The sequence below is a fragment of the Methylobacterium guangdongense genome, from assembly GCF_038442355.1.
GTDB classification, from domain to species: Bacteria; Pseudomonadota; Alphaproteobacteria; order Rhizobiales; family Beijerinckiaceae; genus Methylobacterium; species Methylobacterium guangdongense.
This window is the reverse complement of the sequence record NZ_JBBXMX010000001.1, coordinates 729,642-744,470: the sequence shown is the minus strand read 5'-3', so window position 1 is coordinate 744,470 and position 14,829 is coordinate 729,642. Positions and strand designations below refer to the sequence as shown.

11 protein-coding genes are annotated in these 14,829 nt (G+C 68.8%); 3 read left to right on the top strand and 8 right to left on the bottom strand.

From position 1 onward, the window contains the following. Nucleotides 1-2 precede the first annotated feature (2 nt). Both shc and AAHG09_RS03580 read left to right on the top strand, forming a co-directional pair. A complete protein-coding gene (shc, locus tag AAHG09_RS03585; protein WP_342105481.1) occupies nucleotides 3-2,000 on the top strand; it encodes a squalene--hopene cyclase in 1,998 nt (665 codons plus the stop codon). 226 nt (nucleotides 2,001-2,226) lie between these two features. Next, nucleotides 2,227-2,937: a phosphorylase gene (locus AAHG09_RS03580; protein WP_342105392.1), complete on the top strand. Its 711-nt coding sequence runs from the start codon at nucleotides 2,227-2,229 to the stop codon at nucleotides 2,935-2,937. Between the two features lie 130 nt (nucleotides 2,938-3,067). Here the strand turns inward: AAHG09_RS03580 and AAHG09_RS03575 are convergent, their stop codons facing one another. The 6 genes from AAHG09_RS03575 to AAHG09_RS03550 all read right to left on the bottom strand — a co-directional run bounded on the left by AAHG09_RS03575 (nucleotide 3,068) and on the right by AAHG09_RS03550 (nucleotide 10,636). Beyond that, the gene (locus AAHG09_RS03575) at nucleotides 3,068-4,597 is read right to left on the bottom strand and encodes a Do family serine endopeptidase (protein WP_342105391.1); all 1,530 of its coding nucleotides are present in this window, start codon (nucleotides 4,595-4,597) and stop codon (nucleotides 3,068-3,070) included. 173 nt (nucleotides 4,598-4,770) lie between these two features. Beyond that, on the bottom strand, nucleotides 4,771-5,142 hold the full coding sequence (locus AAHG09_RS03570) for a type II toxin-antitoxin system VapC family toxin (protein ID WP_342105390.1): 372 nt from the start codon (nucleotides 5,140-5,142) through the stop codon (nucleotides 4,771-4,773). Continuing rightward, complete coding sequence (locus AAHG09_RS03565) at nucleotides 5,139-5,333, bottom strand: type II toxin-antitoxin system VapB family antitoxin (protein ID WP_342105389.1); 195 nt, start codon at nucleotides 5,331-5,333, stop codon at nucleotides 5,139-5,141. The genes AAHG09_RS03570 and AAHG09_RS03565 overlap by 4 nt, the downstream gene beginning before the upstream one ends. Nucleotides 5,334-5,467: 134 nt before the next feature. Further along, a complete protein-coding gene (locus AAHG09_RS03560; protein WP_342105387.1) occupies nucleotides 5,468-8,185 on the bottom strand; it encodes a valine--tRNA ligase in 2,718 nt (905 codons plus the stop codon). A 116-nt stretch (nucleotides 8,186-8,301) separates the two neighbouring features. Then, the gene (locus AAHG09_RS03555; RefSeq protein ID WP_342105386.1) at nucleotides 8,302-8,844 is read right to left on the bottom strand and encodes a PopZ family protein; all 543 of its coding nucleotides are present in this window, start codon (nucleotides 8,842-8,844) and stop codon (nucleotides 8,302-8,304) included. Nucleotides 8,845-9,040: 196 nt separating this feature from the next. Continuing rightward, entirely contained in the window at nucleotides 9,041-10,636 is a 1,596-nt protein-coding gene (locus AAHG09_RS03550; RefSeq protein ID WP_342105479.1) for a TolC family outer membrane protein, read from the bottom strand. A 543-nt stretch (nucleotides 10,637-11,179) separates the two neighbouring features. Between AAHG09_RS03550 and AAHG09_RS03545 the strand changes: the two genes are divergently transcribed. Continuing rightward, complete coding sequence (locus AAHG09_RS03545) at nucleotides 11,180-12,610, top strand: hypothetical protein (protein WP_342105385.1); 1,431 nt, start codon at nucleotides 11,180-11,182, stop codon at nucleotides 12,608-12,610. A 467-nt stretch (nucleotides 12,611-13,077) separates the two neighbouring features. On the opposite strand, the gene AAHG09_RS03540 is transcribed toward AAHG09_RS03545, so the two are convergent. Then, nucleotides 13,078-13,503 (bottom strand): GtrA family protein, encoded by a 426-nt coding sequence (locus AAHG09_RS03540; RefSeq protein ID WP_342105384.1) that lies wholly within the window; start codon nucleotides 13,501-13,503, stop codon nucleotides 13,078-13,080. Then, the gene (locus tag AAHG09_RS03535; protein ID WP_342105383.1) at nucleotides 13,500-14,789 is read right to left on the bottom strand and encodes an NAD(P)/FAD-dependent oxidoreductase; all 1,290 of its coding nucleotides are present in this window, start codon (nucleotides 14,787-14,789) and stop codon (nucleotides 13,500-13,502) included. The genes AAHG09_RS03540 and AAHG09_RS03535 overlap by 4 nt, the downstream gene beginning before the upstream one ends. Nucleotides 14,790-14,829 lie beyond the last annotated feature (40 nt).

Below are 14,829 nucleotides of genomic sequence, written 5' to 3'. Positions count from 1 at the left end.
TGATGAGAGAGGCCGTAAGCAAAGTCGAGCCGCTTCAGCGGTCGAAGACGCAGGGGATCTCGCTGGACGATGTCGAGCGCGGTGTCGCGCAGGCGACGCGTGCCCTCACGGCATTGGCCCAGGACGACGGGCATATCTGCTTCGAACTCGAGGCGGATGCCACGATCCCGTCCGAGTACATCCTGTTCCACCAGTTCCGCGGCACGCAGATCCGGGATGGCCTGGAGGCCAAGATCGGCAACTACCTGCGCCGCACCCAGGGCCGTCACGGCGGCTGGGCCCTCGTCCACGAGGGGCCCTTCGACATGAGCTGCACGGTCAAGGCGTATTTCGCCCTGAAGATGATCGGCGACGACATCGAGGCCCCGCACATGCGCCGGGCCCGTGAGGCGATCCTGTCGCGCGGCGGGGCGGCCAACGCCAACGTCTTCACCCGCTTCATGCTGGCGCTCTACGGCGAGGTGCCGTGGCGCGCCGTGCCGGTGATGCCCGTCGAGGTGATGTTCCTGCCGAAGTGGTTCCCGTTCCACCTCGACAAGATCAGCTACTGGGCCCGCACCACCGTGGTGCCGCTGTTCGTGCTCCAGGCGACGAAGCCCCGGGCGCGCAACCCGCGCGGCATCAGCATCCAGGAGCTGTTCATCACGCCGCCCGAGAGCGTCCGGCGCTGGCCGGGCTCGCCGCACGCGACCTGGCCCTGGACGCCGATCTTCGGCTTCATCGACCGGATGCTCCAGCTGGTCGAGGACCGCATGCCGCGCAAGAGCCGGCAACGGGCCATGGAGAAGGCCCGCGCCTGGGTCAGCGAGCGCCTGAACGGCGAGGATGGCCTGGGGGCGATCTTCCCCGCCATGGTCAACTCGGTGCTGATGTACGAGGTGATGGGCTATCGGCCCGATCACCCGCAGGTCCGCGTCGCCTGCGACGCCATCGAGAAGCTCGTAGTCGAGAAGGCCGAGGAGGCCTACGTCCAGCCCTGCGTCTCGCCGGTCTGGGATACGGCCCTGGCGAGCCATGCCCTGCTGGAGGCCGGCGGCCCCGAGGCCGAGGCGCATGCGCGTGCCGGCCTGGACTGGCTGAAGCCCCGTCAGGTGCTCGACATCGTCGGCGACTGGGCAGCGCGCAAGCCGAAGGTCCGGCCGGGCGGCTGGGCGTTCCAGTACGCCAACGCCCACTACCCCGACCTCGACGACACCGCCGTGGTGGTGATGGCCATGGACCGGGCGATGCACCAGCACGGGCTGGTCGCCGGCATGCCGGACTACAAGGCCGCGATCGCCCGCGCCCGGGAATGGGTCGAGGGGTTGCAATCGGAGGATGGCGGCTGGGCGGCGTTCGACGCCGACAACAACCACATGTACCTGAACCACATCCCGTTCTCGGATCACGGGGCGCTGCTCGACCCGCCGACCGCGGACGTGACGGCCCGCGTGGTCGGGATGCTGGCCCAGCTCGGCGAGACCCGCGAGTCCTCCCGGGCGCTGGACCGCGGCGTGAACTACCTCCTCAACGACCAGGAGGAGGACGGCTCGTGGTACGGCCGCTGGGGCATGAACTTCATCTACGGCACGTGGTCGGTGCTGTGCGCCCTCAACGCCGCCGGGGTCGATCCGGCCGATCCGCGGATCCAGAAGGCCGTGTCCTGGCTGATCCGCATCCAGAACCCGGATGGCGGCTGGGGCGAGGATGCCTCCTCGTACAAGATCGATCCGGCCTTCGAGCCCGGCTCGTCCACCGCCTCGCAGACCGCCTGGGCGCTGCTCGCCCTGATGGCGGCGGGCGCGGTCGACGATCCGGCGGTCACCCGGGGCATCAACTTCCTCACCCGCACGCAGGGCGCGGACGGGTTCTGGAAGGAGGAGCGCTACACGGCGACGGGCTTCCCGCGGGTGTTCTACCTGCGGTATCATGGCTACCCGAAGTTCTTCCCGCTCTGGGCGATGGCGCGTTTCCGCAACCTCAAGCGAACCAACAGCCGGCGCGTCCAGTTCGGCATGTGATGCGACGGGGCCGGTCCGGACGGGCTGGCCCCTCTCGCCACCGGGTCGCGGCGCGTTCGACCGTCCCGGTGACCGACCTGCGAGCCCCGGTATCCGACACGTGGCCTCCTCAGACAGCGATTCCGCGGGCGCGGGTGTGCCCCGTTCTCCGCAGGATCAACCCGCCACCGCCCCGCGGCGTTCGCGTCTGCTTGCGGACCTTGCGGGACTGGTCCACCAGCGGACCATGATCGACCCGAAAGCCCCCGTCCTGGCCGTCACCGGCCTCGCCCGCGAGCGCCGTATGGCGGCCGGGGCAGGCGTCGAGGCCGTGGGCGCCGGCGGCAACCCGCATCGTCTGCGCCAACTTCTCGACGCGCGCGTACCCCCCGGCTGCCGGGCGGTCGTGAGCTTCGGCATTGCGGGGGGGCTCGATCCCGCCCTCAAGCCGGGCGACGTGGTGGTCGGAACCGGCGTCGTCAGCGAGGACGGCCGGCGCGCGGCCGATCTCGACCTGTCGGCCACGCTGCTCAACAGGCTCTCGGGCGTCGGCTCCCGTGTGATCGCGGCGGATCTGGCGGGTGTCGATACGGCGGTGCTCGCCGTCGACGGCAAGACGGAGCTGCGGGCCACGACCGGCGCAGCAGCGGTCGACATGGAATCGCACGTGGCCGCGGCCTTCGCGGGCCGGCACGGCCTGCCCTTCGCGGCCTTGCGGGTGATCTGCGACCCCGCCAGTCAGGCGCTGCCGGCCTTCGCCGCGGAAGCGCTGACAGCGGACGGCGAGCCCGACATCGCGGCGGTGTTCTTCGCCTTTGCCCGGGGAAGGGCGCGGCTGGGGGACCTCATGCGTCTGGCCAAGGATTCGAACGCGGCTTTCGCGGCCCTCGGGCGGTGCCGGGCGCGGCTTGGGCCGGGGCTCGGCGTTCCCGCGGGTGAGGCAGCCGCGGCGGACTGAGGGGTCTGTCGCGCCCTGCCGAGGCGAACCCATCGATGCACGAAAAAGCGCCGGCCTATACAGCCGGCGCCAGTCGGAGGTCATCACGAGACGGCGCGGGGCGAAAACCCCGCGCCGGGGAGAACCGGCCTCAGCCGGCGTTCTTGCTGAGCGAGACCGCCACGAAGCGGGTCTGGCCCTTGCCGCTCTTCACCCGCATCAGCACGGCCTTGCGCCCACTGGACTCCGCCGCCCGGATCTGAGCCGCCACGTCCGCCGGCCGGGACACGCTCTGACCGCCGACATCGAGGATCACATCGCCCGCCTCGATGCCCTTGGCGGCGGCCGGACCATCCGGATCGACCTGGACCACCGCGACGCCCTGATCGGACAGGCCGACATCACCGGCCGGAGCGAGCTGCAGGCCGAGCCGCGGCTGGCCGTTGCCCGAATCCTCGTCGCGGCTGGCCATCTTGGTGCCGTCGGTCGGCATGGTGCCGAGCGTCACCGTGGCGGTGTCGGACTTGCCGCCGCGTAGGTAGCTCAGCTCGACCTTGGCGCCGGGCTTCATGCCGGCGATCTTGCGCGACAGCTCGCGGGCGCTGTCGACCGTGTCGCCGTTGACCTTCTCGATCACGTCGCCGGCCTTCAGCCCGGCCTTGGCCGCCGGGGTGCCGTTCTCGGCGTGGTCGACCAGGGCGCCCTTGGCCTTGTCGAGGCCGAGGCCCTCGGCGATGTCCTGCGTCACCGGCTGGATCTGCACGCCGAGATAGCCGCGGGCGACCTTGCCGTCGGTGCGGAGCTGATCGACCACCGCCTGCACGGTCTCCGAGGGAATCGCGAAGGCGAGGCCGACGCTGCCGCCCGAGGGGGACGCAATGGCGGTGTTCATGCCGACCACTTCGCCGTTGACGTTGAAGGTCGGGCCGCCGGAGTTGCCCTTGTTGATCGGGGCGTCGATCTGCAGGAAGTCGTCGTAGGGGCCGGCGCCGATGTCGCGGCCGCGGGCCGAGACGATGCCGGCGGTCACGGTGCCGCCGAGGCCGAACGGGTTGCCGATCGCCACGACCCAGTCGCCGACCTGCGGCGCGGCCTTGCCGAACTGCACGTAGGGGAAGTTCGAGCCCTCCGTGATCTTCAGGAGCGCGACGTCGGTCTTGGCATCCTTGCCGATCACCTTCGCGTCGAGGGTGCGGCCGTCGTCGAGGGTCACCTGCACGGTCTTGGCGTGGTCCACGACGTGGTTGTTGGTCACCACGTAGCCGTCGGCCGAGATGATGAAGCCGGAGCCGACCGCGCCGCGCGGGCCCTGGTGCTGGGGCTGCATGCCGCCGGGGCCGTTCTGGCCGAAGCGCTTGAAGAACTCGCGCAGCTGCGGCGGTACGTTCTGGAGGTTGCGGCCCTGGTTCGGCCCATCCTCGTCATCGCTGCTGCTGGCCGAATCGTCGAGCTTGACCTTCACCGAGACCACGCCCGGCTTCACCTTGTTGACGATGCCGGCAAAGGAGCCCGGCGGATGCTCGGGGGCCTCGATCGGCGACTTGGGCAGGGCCTGGGCGTAGGCCGGGGTGGCGGAGGGCAGGTATCCGCTGCCCAGCGCGCCGCCGGCGATCAGCGCGGCAGCCGCCACCGAAGCGAGGGCGCGGCGCGAGGTGCGGCCGGAAGGACGGGTCTCGGTCATGGGGAGTCTCAACCTCTCGGGGATGATCGGGACGACGCCGGCTCACGCGGCGTTCGATGCGATCGGTCTAGAGGTCGGCCCCTGACCCGGGCGTGGCGGTCACATTACGGTTTGGACAGGTCGCTCAGCGACTGCCTCGACGCTCGCTGGTACGATGGATCCCGCTGGTGATCTCAGTTGATCGCTTGGTAACTCAGTCCGAGCCGCTCGCTCACGGCGGACAAGCGGCGGTCGCGTGTCCAGAGTCTGGAACCGGGCATCAGTTTCGCGGATGCCAGGAGATGCGCGTCGACATAGCCGATGCCGAGACCGTGCAACACGCGATCTTTGATCAAGCGCATGACCTCGTCCGGCTCTGCAAGCTGGGCTCGCGGCATCCGCTCGAGGAAAGTCAGCACGGTCGTACGATCGCGCAGGTTTCCGAGTGCAAGTTCGCCGATGACGTAGGGATGAACGCGCTGGCGTCCCTCGCCGAGGAGCGCGATCAGGATAGGGTCGGCGTTTCTGAGATGGTCGATCCAGACGCTCGTGTCGATGATGATCACGGCTCAGAGCGGCGGCGCGGACCGGCCTCGGCTGTCGGATCGCTTCCGCCGAGGAGGATCATGCGCCGGGATACCTCGCGCTGAATGAGCGCCCGCAGGGCCTCACGCAGAAGCTCCGACTTCTCGCTGATGCCGGAGTATCGCCGTGCCTCGTCCACGAGATTGTCATCAAGGTTGATCGTCGTCCGCACGGCGCACCCCCATGTGACGCATCATTTAACGCATCACATGATGCCTTTAAAGATGCGTCGGGGATATCTGCGCATAGATAGCGCGAACGGATAACCTCACAACGCGCCGGCCCGTGCTGGGTCGGAACCGGCGATCAATCCCCGCTCAGCCGCGCGAGCGCCTCCTCGATCTTCGCGAGCAAGGCCGCCTGGGTCTCCCGCCGCTCGCGGTTCTCCTCGATGATCTCCTCAGGGGCGCGGGCGACGAAGTCGGCATTGCCGAGCTTGGCGTCGATCTTCTTGATCTCGCCCTCCGCCTTGCCCTTCTCCTTTTGGAGGCGCCCCACCTCGGCGGCGAGGTCGACGACGCCCTCCAGTGGCAGCGTGGCGACGCTGCCCCGCACCAGAAGCTGGACCGAGTTCTTCGGAGGCGTCTCCGCGAAGGTGATCTCGGAGAGGCGCGCGAGGCGCAGCAGCGTGTCCCGCCACGCCTCGACCCTGGCCCGAACCTCCGAACTCGAGCCGACCATCACCAGCGGGATCTGCGATGCGGCCGGCACGTTCGTCTCGGAGCGGGCCGAACGGATCTGGCTGACGAGATCGACCACGAAGCCGACCTCGGCCTCGGCCGCGGCATCGGCGAGGCCGGCGAGCTCCGGCCAGGACGACAGGGTCAGGAGGCCGCGCTCGGGCAGCCCGGCGCCCTTGATCGCCCACAGCTCCTCCGTGAGGAACGGCATGAACGGGTGCAGGAGCTTGGCGACCTGATCGATCAGGAACGCCACGCTCGCCTGCGTCTCGCTCCGAATCGCGGGGTCCACACCCTCGCCCTGCAGCACGGGCTTGGCGAGTTCGAGGTACCAGTCGCAGAAGATGTTCCAGACGAAGCGGTAGGCCGCGCTCGCCGCGTCGTTGAACCGGAAGGCGTCCAGCGCCGCCGTCACCTCGCCGACCGCCCGGGCCGCCTCGGTGAGCGCCCAGCGGTTGATGGCGCCCGTGGCGGCGCGCGGGTCGAAGGCCGGATCCAGGCGGCAGCCGTTCAGCTCGGCGAAGCGGGCCGCGTTCCAGAGCTTGGTGGTGAAGTTCCGGTAGTCCTTGACCCGGTCCTCCGACAGCTTGATGTCGCGGCCCTGGACGGCGAGCGCGCAGAGCGTGAAGCGCAGGGCGTCCGCGCCCATCTTCTCGATGAGGTCGAGGGGATCGACGACGTTGCCCTTCGACTTCGACATCTTCGCGCCCGACGCGTCCCGCACCAGGGTGTGCAGGTAGACCGTGTCGAAGGGCGCCCGGTCGGTGAGGTGCAGGCCCATCATCATCATCCGGGCGACCCAGAAGAACAGGATGTCCTTGCCGGTCACCAGGGTGTTGGTGGGGTAGAATCGGGTGAGTTCCGGGGTCGAATCGGGCCAGCCGAGCGTCGAGAACGGCCAGAGCGCCGAGGAGAACCACGTGTCCAACACGTCCGCGTCGCGGGTGAGCGCGACCTGCCGGCCGTGCTTCGCGGCGGCCGCGGCCAGCGCCGCGTCCTCGCTCTCGGCGACGAAGACGCCACCTTCGGCGTCGTACCAGACCGGGATCTGATGGCCCCACCAGAGCTGGCGCGAGATGCACCAGGGCTCGATATTGGTGAGCCACTGGAAGAAGGTCTTCTCGTAGGCCTCGGGCACGAACTTCGTCTGCCCGTCGCGCACCGCCTGGAGCGCGCGCTCGGCGAGCGGCTTGACGTTCACGTACCACTGATCGGTGAGATACGGCTCGATGACGACGCCCGAACGGTCGCCGTGGGGAACCGCATGGGTGTTCGGCTCGATCGTGCGCAGGCGCCCGCGCGCCTCCATCAGGGCGACCACATCCTTGCGCGCCTGCGCCCGGTCGCGGCCGTGGAGCGCCAGCGCCTCCGGCTCGGGAGACGTCCCGTCGAGGAAGGCCGCATTGCCGTCGAGCAGCATCCGGCCCTCGGCGTCGAGGACGTTGATCAGGCCGAGATCGTGGCGGCGGCCGACCTCGAAGTCGTTGAAGTCGTGCGCCGGGGTGATCTTGACCGCGCCGGTGCCCTTCTCGGGATCGGAATAGTCGTCGGCGACGATCGGGATCAGGCGGCCGACCAGCGGCAGGCGCACGCGCTTGCCGACCAGCGCCGTGTAGCGCTCGTCCTCGGGATGGACCGCGACGCCGGTATCGCCCAGCATCGTCTCGGGCCGCGTGGTCGCCACCGTGATGACGGCGCCGGTCTCGTTGCCGGCCGCGTCGACCACGGGATAGTCGAAGTGCCAGAGATGGCCCTTCACCTCGACCTGCTGGACCTCCAGATCCGAGATCGCGGTCTGGAACTTCGGGTCCCAGTTCACGAGGCGTTTGTCGCGGTAGATCAGGCCCTGCCGGTGCAACTCCACGAAGGTCTTGAGCACCGCGCGGCTCAGGCCCTCGTCCATGGTGAAGCGCTCCCGCGACCAGTCGCAGGAGGCGCCGAGGCGCTTCAGCTGGTTGACGATGCCGCCGCCGGATTCCGCCTTCCAGGCCCAGACCTTCTCGACGAAGGCCTCGCGGCCGATCTCCCGGCGGCCGGGTTCCTGAGCCTCGGCCATCCGCCGCTCGACCACCATCTGGGTGGCGATGCCGGCATGGTCGGTCCCGGGCTGCCAGAGCACGTCCTTGCCGCGCATCCGCTCGAACCGGCAGAGCACGTCCTGCAGCGTGTTGTTGAGGGCGTGGCCCATATGCAGGGAGCCCGTCACGTTCGGCGGCGGGATCACGATGCAATAGGGCGCCGCGCCGGCGCGCTCGGGCCGGCCGGCGCGGAAGGCGCCCGCCTCTTCCCAGTCGGTGGAGATCCGCGCCTCGACGGAGGCGGGCTCGAAGGTCTTGTCCATCATCGCGGGTACGGGCGGGCGCTTGTCCAAACGGGGTTGGACCCGCTTTCGACCGTCACGCCGCGTCCGTCAACACGCCCCCGGCGCGCCGAGGGCGCCGTACCCAGGCGCGAAGCGGCTCAGCGGCCGCGCGAGACCCGCTCGATCTCGGCGCGCACCAGCCGCTCGACCACGGCCGGGAGGTTGTCGTCGAGCCAGGATTTCAGCATCGGCCGGAGCATCTCCTTGACGAGATCCTCGAGGGTCCGGGCGTTCTGGGTCAGGACCGTGTGGGCGAGCAGGTTGAAGGCGCCGCTGACGCTGGCATCGGTGGCCGCCGAGACCAGGGACTCCGGCTCGGGCTCCGGCTCGCGCGGCCGCGCGGCCTGAACGGCCGGCTGTGGCGCCGCTGCTGCCGGTTTCGGGGAGGGCGGCGGGGGCGCAACCGCGACCGGCGCGGGCTCCGCCTCGAAGGCGGGCGCGTCGAAGTCGATCGCGTCGAAATCGAGCGGCTCCGGCTCCGGCTCGGGCTCCGGCACGACGGCACGGGGGCGCGCCACCGGCTGGGCGACCTCGGCGAGGTCGAGCACGTCGTCGGGCTCCGGCTCGGGTAAGGCTTCGGCGGGCTTGGTCGCCTGATCGTCGGCGATGATCCGCCGGATCGAGGCGAGGATCTCTTCCATCGAAGGTTCCTGCGCCTTATCGGCAGCCTTGTCCTGGAGTTTCGTGTCCGGGATCTTGGGGCTAGCTGCACTCATCGGCAGGCGCACTCGGCATGGGAGACTGGAACGCGATCCGATCGGATCGATGTTCAATCAGTATTCCATGCCGTTTCGCTGCGGCAAGCGTGCTTTCACCACACTCCCCGTGGAAAAGGCCTCAGCGCCCGTCCGGGGTGCGCAGGCCGAACCACAGGTCCTTGACCTGATCGTAGTGGACCTTGGCGCTGTAGTACTCGACCGGCAGGGCGGTGAACCGGGCCGTCAGCTGTCCGATCGCCTGAACCACCCCGTAGGAGAAGATCACGCGGTCGCGCTGGGCCAGGATCAGGTTGACGCGCGAGTTCAGGAGTTCCTGCTGCGCGTTCAGCACGTCGAGGGTGGTGCGCTGCCCGACCCGGGCTTCCTCGCGCACGCCGTTCAGCGCCACCTCGTTGGCCTGGACCTGCGCCTGGGCGGCGATGACCTGCGCCTTGGCGGCTTCGAGCCGGCCCCAGAAATCGACGATCTGCGCACGAACCTGATCGCGGACCTGATCGACCTGGATGCGGGTCTGGCCGACCGTCTCCTTGGCCTGCCGGATCTGCGCGTAGGTCTGGCCGCCCTCGTAGATCGGGATATTGAGACGGCCGCCGACGAAGCCGACGAAGTAGGATTGGTTCGGGCCGGTCTGATCGTAGATCTGGCTCAGCGAGCCCTGCAGGCTCAGGTTCGGGGCGAGCTGGCCCTCAAGAACCTTGACCTGCGCCTCCGCCGCGTCGACGGCGTGGATGGCCGACACGATCTGCGGATGCTCGCGCAGGCCGATGGCGATGGCGGCATCGAGCGAGGCCGGTACGAACCGGTCCAGCGGGCGGCCGGGCGCGAGCTGGCGCGGCTCGACGCCGATGTTCTGCCGATAGACGCCGATGCTGGTGCGCAGGGCCGATTCGGCCGCGCTGACCTGCGAGCGCGCGCCGGCGAGGCGGGCCTCGGCCTGGGCCACGTCCGTGCGGGTCACCTCGCCGACGTTGAAGCGGTCCCGGGTCTGCCGGAGCTGCTCCTCCAGAACCTCGACGTTGTTCCGGTTCAGCTCGAGCGTGGCGGTGTTGCTTAGGACGTTCATGTAGGCCTGAACGGCGGCGTAGAGCACCGTCAGCTCGGTGAAGCGCAGGGTCTCGCGCTGGCTGAAGACGTTCGATTCGGCGCGCCGCGTCAGGTTGTCGGTCTGGAAGCCGTTGAAGATCGTCTGCGAAACCGTCAGGCTCGCCGTGGTCGGAAGATAGGTCGTCCGGACCGTCCGGTTCGACGTGATGGCTTGCGCCGTGGTCGCCGTCGAAGACGCGCCGCCGACGCCGCCCGCTCCACCGGTTCCCGATGCCGTCGTCCCGCTGGTGGTGGTCCCGATGCCGGACGTACCGGTCGACGTCCCGATCCCGGTGGTTCCCGTCGAGGTTCCGATCCCGGTGGTTCCCGTCGATGTTCCTCCCAGCGCGGTGCCGGTGGTCGCCGTCGTCGCGCCGGTCGCCGCAGCGCCGGCGGCGGCCTCCGTCGTGCTGGCACTGCGGGTCTGGAGGTACTGCACGCCGATCGAGGCGCCGACATTGACCTGCGGCCGATACCCGGATTGGGCGATCGCCACGTTCTCATCGATCGCGCGCACTCCGGCGCGGCTGGCATTGAGGGACGGGTTGCCCTGATAGGCCTTCGCGAGGGCGCTCTCCAACGTCTCGGCGGCGGCGGGAGCCGCAACCGAGATCGCGAGCCCGGACGCCATCATTCCGATCACGCGGAACGTGGAGCGAGTCGCTGGCGGACGTCGTGTCACGATGAGCAAGCCCTTCCGGCCTTTTCCGATCCGAATATGTGCGACGAAAACAGCCAAGGTGAGGCGGTCCGTTGGTATTCGATCAAGCCCGCCCCACGGTCACGCTTAGCGCAAATTCGTTGCTTTGGCTTCCGCCGACCGGCCGGCAGAGTCGGAATGTACCAAGGTTGGGGCATTAAGGTGACACATCGCCCGATCGTCCCGGGGAGCCGGACGGGGCCGGCTGCACCGCCTCCTCGGACCGCCCCATGCCGCAGGCTCTTCGTTCGTTCGGCGCATGGGCGGCTCGGTAGTCGCCGGCTTCACCGATGACGGGGCGCCGAAGACTGTTCGCTTCACAGGCAATCTCGGCCCATGATAACGAAGTCGGGTCCTGGAAACGTGAATGTCTATCGGAAGGCGCCCGCTGGACTTTTATCCACAGGCGGGTCGGTATGGCCGTCTGAGGCTGCGCGTCGGGCTGGGACAGGGCGGCGTTCGCGTTGAGGCAGCATGCAGATCGAGCTGATCGGAGTCGTCGCCTTCCTCATCGGGCTCATCAGCTTGGGGCGCAGCCCCGGTTTTTCGGTCTACATGGTCTTTCTCAGCACGCTGCTGGGGGCATCCGCGGCCGCCATCCTGACGGCCCTGGGCGGGGCCAGTCTGCAGCCGGCCCATCTCATGCTCGCCTTCGTGCTGCTGAAGGTCGGCACGAATCCCTACCGCCTCGCCGACGGCCTCTCGTCCCTCAGCTTCCCACGGCCCGGCTTCTGGCTCCTGATCACGGTGCTGTACGCCCTGGCCGGGGCCGTGCTGATCACCCGCCTGTTCGCGGGCAGCACCAACGTCTACTCGATCGCGCGTCTGGGTGATGGTGTCCGGATCGCCCTCGTGCCCCTGGTCCCCACGACCGGAAATGTCACGCAGAGCCTGTACTTCGCCTCGGATCTGCTGGCCTACGTCGCCTTCTACGCCTGCTCCAAGGAGCTGGGCTCGCGCAGCCTCGCGGTTCTCTGCTCGGCGGCCGTCGTCTGCGCCTTCGCCAATTTCGCGTTCGGGCTGATCGACGTCGCGACCTATCTCACCGGAACCGGCGAGCTCCTGTCGTTCCTCAGGAACGCGGGCTACACCATGCTCGTCGAGGTCGAGATGGCCGGCTTCAAGAGGGTCGTGGGTTCCTTCTCCGAAGCCTCCACCTATGGGTCGGCCTCGCTGTTCCTGTTCACCTTCACGGGCAAGATGTGGCTGGAGGAGGTGTATACCCGGCGCGCGGGTCTGGCCGCCGCCGTATCGCTCATCGCGGTCATCGCCTCGACCTCGACGACGGCCTATGCCGGCTTGGCCATCGTCGCGACGATCGAGTACCTGACCTGCCTGTACAGCCTCGTCATCAACCGGCGATCGACGCGCAACGCGACGCTGTTCCTGTTCCTCGGTCCCTTCGTCGTCGCCTTCATCGTGATGGCCGGCGCGCTGCAGGAATCGGTGTGGAATGCGGTCCAGAGCATCTACCAGGCGGCGTTCTCGGAGAAGCTGACCTCTGATTCCGGCGTCGAGCGAAGCTCCTGGAACTACCAGGGGCTGCAGAATCTCTTCGAGACGAACGGGCTGGGGGTCGGCGTCGGCAGCACCCGGACATCCAGCTGGCCGCTCGCGGTGCTGGCGAGCCTCGGGGTCATCGGAACGGTCACGTATTTCGCGTTCGTGCTCCTGTTCCTGCTCGCCCGTCCCGTCGGCGATGCGCGGACGCAGAGCTTCCAGAAGAGCATCCGGCTGGCCTGCGTCACCCAGGTGGTCCTGGGTTCGATCGGCTCGCCGTTCGTCGACCTCGGCCTGTTGTTCTTCATGTGTGCCGGCGTGTCGATGGCTGTCACCGAGAGCGAGAGGAGCGCCTCCGTGGCGCGGGCCCAGCTGCTGGAACGGGGCGGCGTCCCGGCGGAATGATGCCGCTTACGGGCGATGAATGCGGCTGCCGAACCGGTATCACGTGGAATGGCTGGCGGGCTGCGACCGGCTCCTTCCCCGGCAAAGGCTCAGATGATCGCACATCCGGGTCGGGCATCGACGTTCGCGACAGAGCGCGACCGGCCCCCACTCCCGTGCGGGAGAGGGTTGGGGTGAGGGACGAGAACGCTCAGGACAGAGCGAACCCTTGCGGCGCCGACAGGTCGCGCCTTTTCCGACCCGTTCTCCTCCCTCACCCTGTCCCGCTCCCACTCGGGAGAGGGGACCCGCGGTCGATCCTGAACCGATTGCAAATCCGGTCGCCCGCAAAAAGGGTGGGGAGACGCGCGCAGTCGGCCTTCGTCGCGAACGCCGATACCAGGTCCGGTTGGGAGGTCGGGATCGATCTGTGATACCGGCGCGGCTTCTCCCTGCCCGGGGCCCGAATCGGATCCCGCCGGCTCCGTTCAGGCCCGCTGTGCCCGCTTGCCGAACGAGAAGTACTTGTGGGCGTAGAAGCTGAGCAGGATCGGGCTCGCGACGCCGATCAGGTGGGCGACATCCTCGGCATGCCACGTGAAGCCGATCCGGGGGAAGACCACCCGCGCCAGCCCGACGCTGACCCCGAGCACCATCAGGAAGCTGAACACGTTGACCAGGGCGAACCGGCCGTATTCGCCGATCCAGCTGCCGGTCGAGGCGAAGACGTAGCGCCGCGCGAGCACGAACGCCGTGGTCAGGCCGACGAGGTAGGCCAGCGTGACCGCGAGTTCGTAGACCATCGCGAAGCTCAACGCCCAGCGGGTCGCCAGATTGGCGAGCGCCGCGATGCCGCCGGTGACCACGAAGCTCGCGAGCTGCCGCCCCTCGCCGCCTTCCGTCGCCGCGCTCATGCCGGGATCCGGGCGGCCATCTCCTCGGCGAGCCGGACGCTCTCCGAGATCCCGCGATCCTCGGGATAGTAGAAGCAGGTGTCGGCGATCTGGAGGCCCTTGATCGGGGTCTGGACCGGCGGCAGCTTGGCGGCAAAGCCCGGCTCGCAGATCGGCTGGGCGTAGCGCAGCCGCGCGACCTTGCGGGCGAGCACGTCCTGCGGACCGATCGCGGGGTTGACGCGGCGGATATACGAGAAGGCCTCGTCGAGCAGCCGGTCGTCGTCCCAGGAGAATTTCGGATTCGTGACCGGCATGTAGTAGGGCACGAACACGATCGACTCGCCGTTCGGGATCGGCCGGAGGTTCGAGAACTCGATCAGGCCGGGGATGGCCACGTCCGGCTCCGAGATATTGACCCAGAAGTGGGGCGTGACCGGCTTCTTCAGTTTGAACAGCAGGCAGCAGACGCCGATGTTGTTGATCGCGTCGTACTTGGCCTTCCAGTCCGCCGGCAGGTCCGGCACCGTCGCCGAGACGAACGGCGTCGGCATCGTCGAGATGACGGCATCGGCGGGATGGAAGCCGTCCGAGGCCTCGACCCCCGTCACCCGGCCGCCCTCGGTCACGACGCGCTTGGCTGGGGTCGACAGGCGCACGGATCCGCCCATCGCCGCGATGCGCTCGACCAGTCGGTCGACCAGGGTCTGGCTGCCGCCCTCGATATAGCCGAGCTGCTCGTCGAACATGGACTTGCGCGAGCGGCCGATCCGCTTCACCCGCGTCCAGATCCAGGCGGCCGAGACGTTGTCGGCGTATTCGTAGAACTTGAGATCGAACAGGGGCCGCCAGAGCTTCTCGTAGACTTCCCGGCCCGACCAGCGGGTGATCCACTCCTTGGCGCTCTGCGTCTCCAGCGCGTCCCAGCGCTCGCGCTTGGTCGACACGAAGGCCAGCAGGCCGTAGCGCAGGCGCGCCATCAGGCTGACGTTCGGGTAGCGCAGCAGCGAGATCGGGTCGCCCCAGGGGTGCAGCTTGCCCCCCGAGAAATAGCCCATCGTGGTCTTGCGCCAGCGCATCGAGCCGCCGAGGCCGATCTCGTCCAGCAGCTTGAAGGTCGGCTCGTCCGTCTTGCAGACGAAGTGGTAGAACCGCTCGATCGACACGCCGTCGAAGTCGAAATGCGCGGCCATGCCGCCGGGCTCCGGGCCGGCTTCGAGCACCTCGACCTGATGGCCCGCCTTGGCGGCATGGTAGGCGGCGGCGAGGCCCATCGCCCCGGCGCCGATCACGATCAGGCGCGCCATCAGCCGGGCTCCCGCGCGAGGAAGCAGCGAAGGTGCATCA

Coding starts and splice junctions, on each gene's coding strand:
- shc (WP_342105481.1), top strand. CDS start 3: ATGAGAGAGGCCGTAAGCAAAGTCGAGCCGCTTCAGCGGTCGAAGACG.
- AAHG09_RS03580 (WP_342105392.1), top strand. CDS start 2,227: ATGATCGACCCGAAAGCCCCCGTCCTGGCCGTCACCGGCCTCGCCCGC.
- AAHG09_RS03575 (WP_342105391.1), bottom strand. CDS start 4,597: ATGACCGAGACCCGTCCTTCCGGCCGCACCTCGCGCCGCGCCCTCGCT.
- AAHG09_RS03560 (WP_342105387.1), bottom strand. CDS start 8,185: ATGATGGACAAGACCTTCGAGCCCGCCTCCGTCGAGGCGCGGATCTCC.
- AAHG09_RS03555 (WP_342105386.1), bottom strand. CDS start 8,844: ATGGAAGAGATCCTCGCCTCGATCCGGCGGATCATCGCCGACGATCAG.
- AAHG09_RS03550 (WP_342105479.1), bottom strand. CDS start 10,636: ATGGCGTCCGGGCTCGCGATCTCGGTTGCGGCTCCCGCCGCCGCCGAG.
- AAHG09_RS03545 (WP_342105385.1), top strand. CDS start 11,180: ATGCAGATCGAGCTGATCGGAGTCGTCGCCTTCCTCATCGGGCTCATC.
- AAHG09_RS03540 (WP_342105384.1), bottom strand. CDS start 13,503: ATGAGCGCGGCGACGGAAGGCGGCGAGGGGCGGCAGCTCGCGAGCTTC.
- AAHG09_RS03535 (WP_342105383.1), bottom strand. CDS start 14,789: ATGGCGCGCCTGATCGTGATCGGCGCCGGGGCGATGGGCCTCGCCGCC.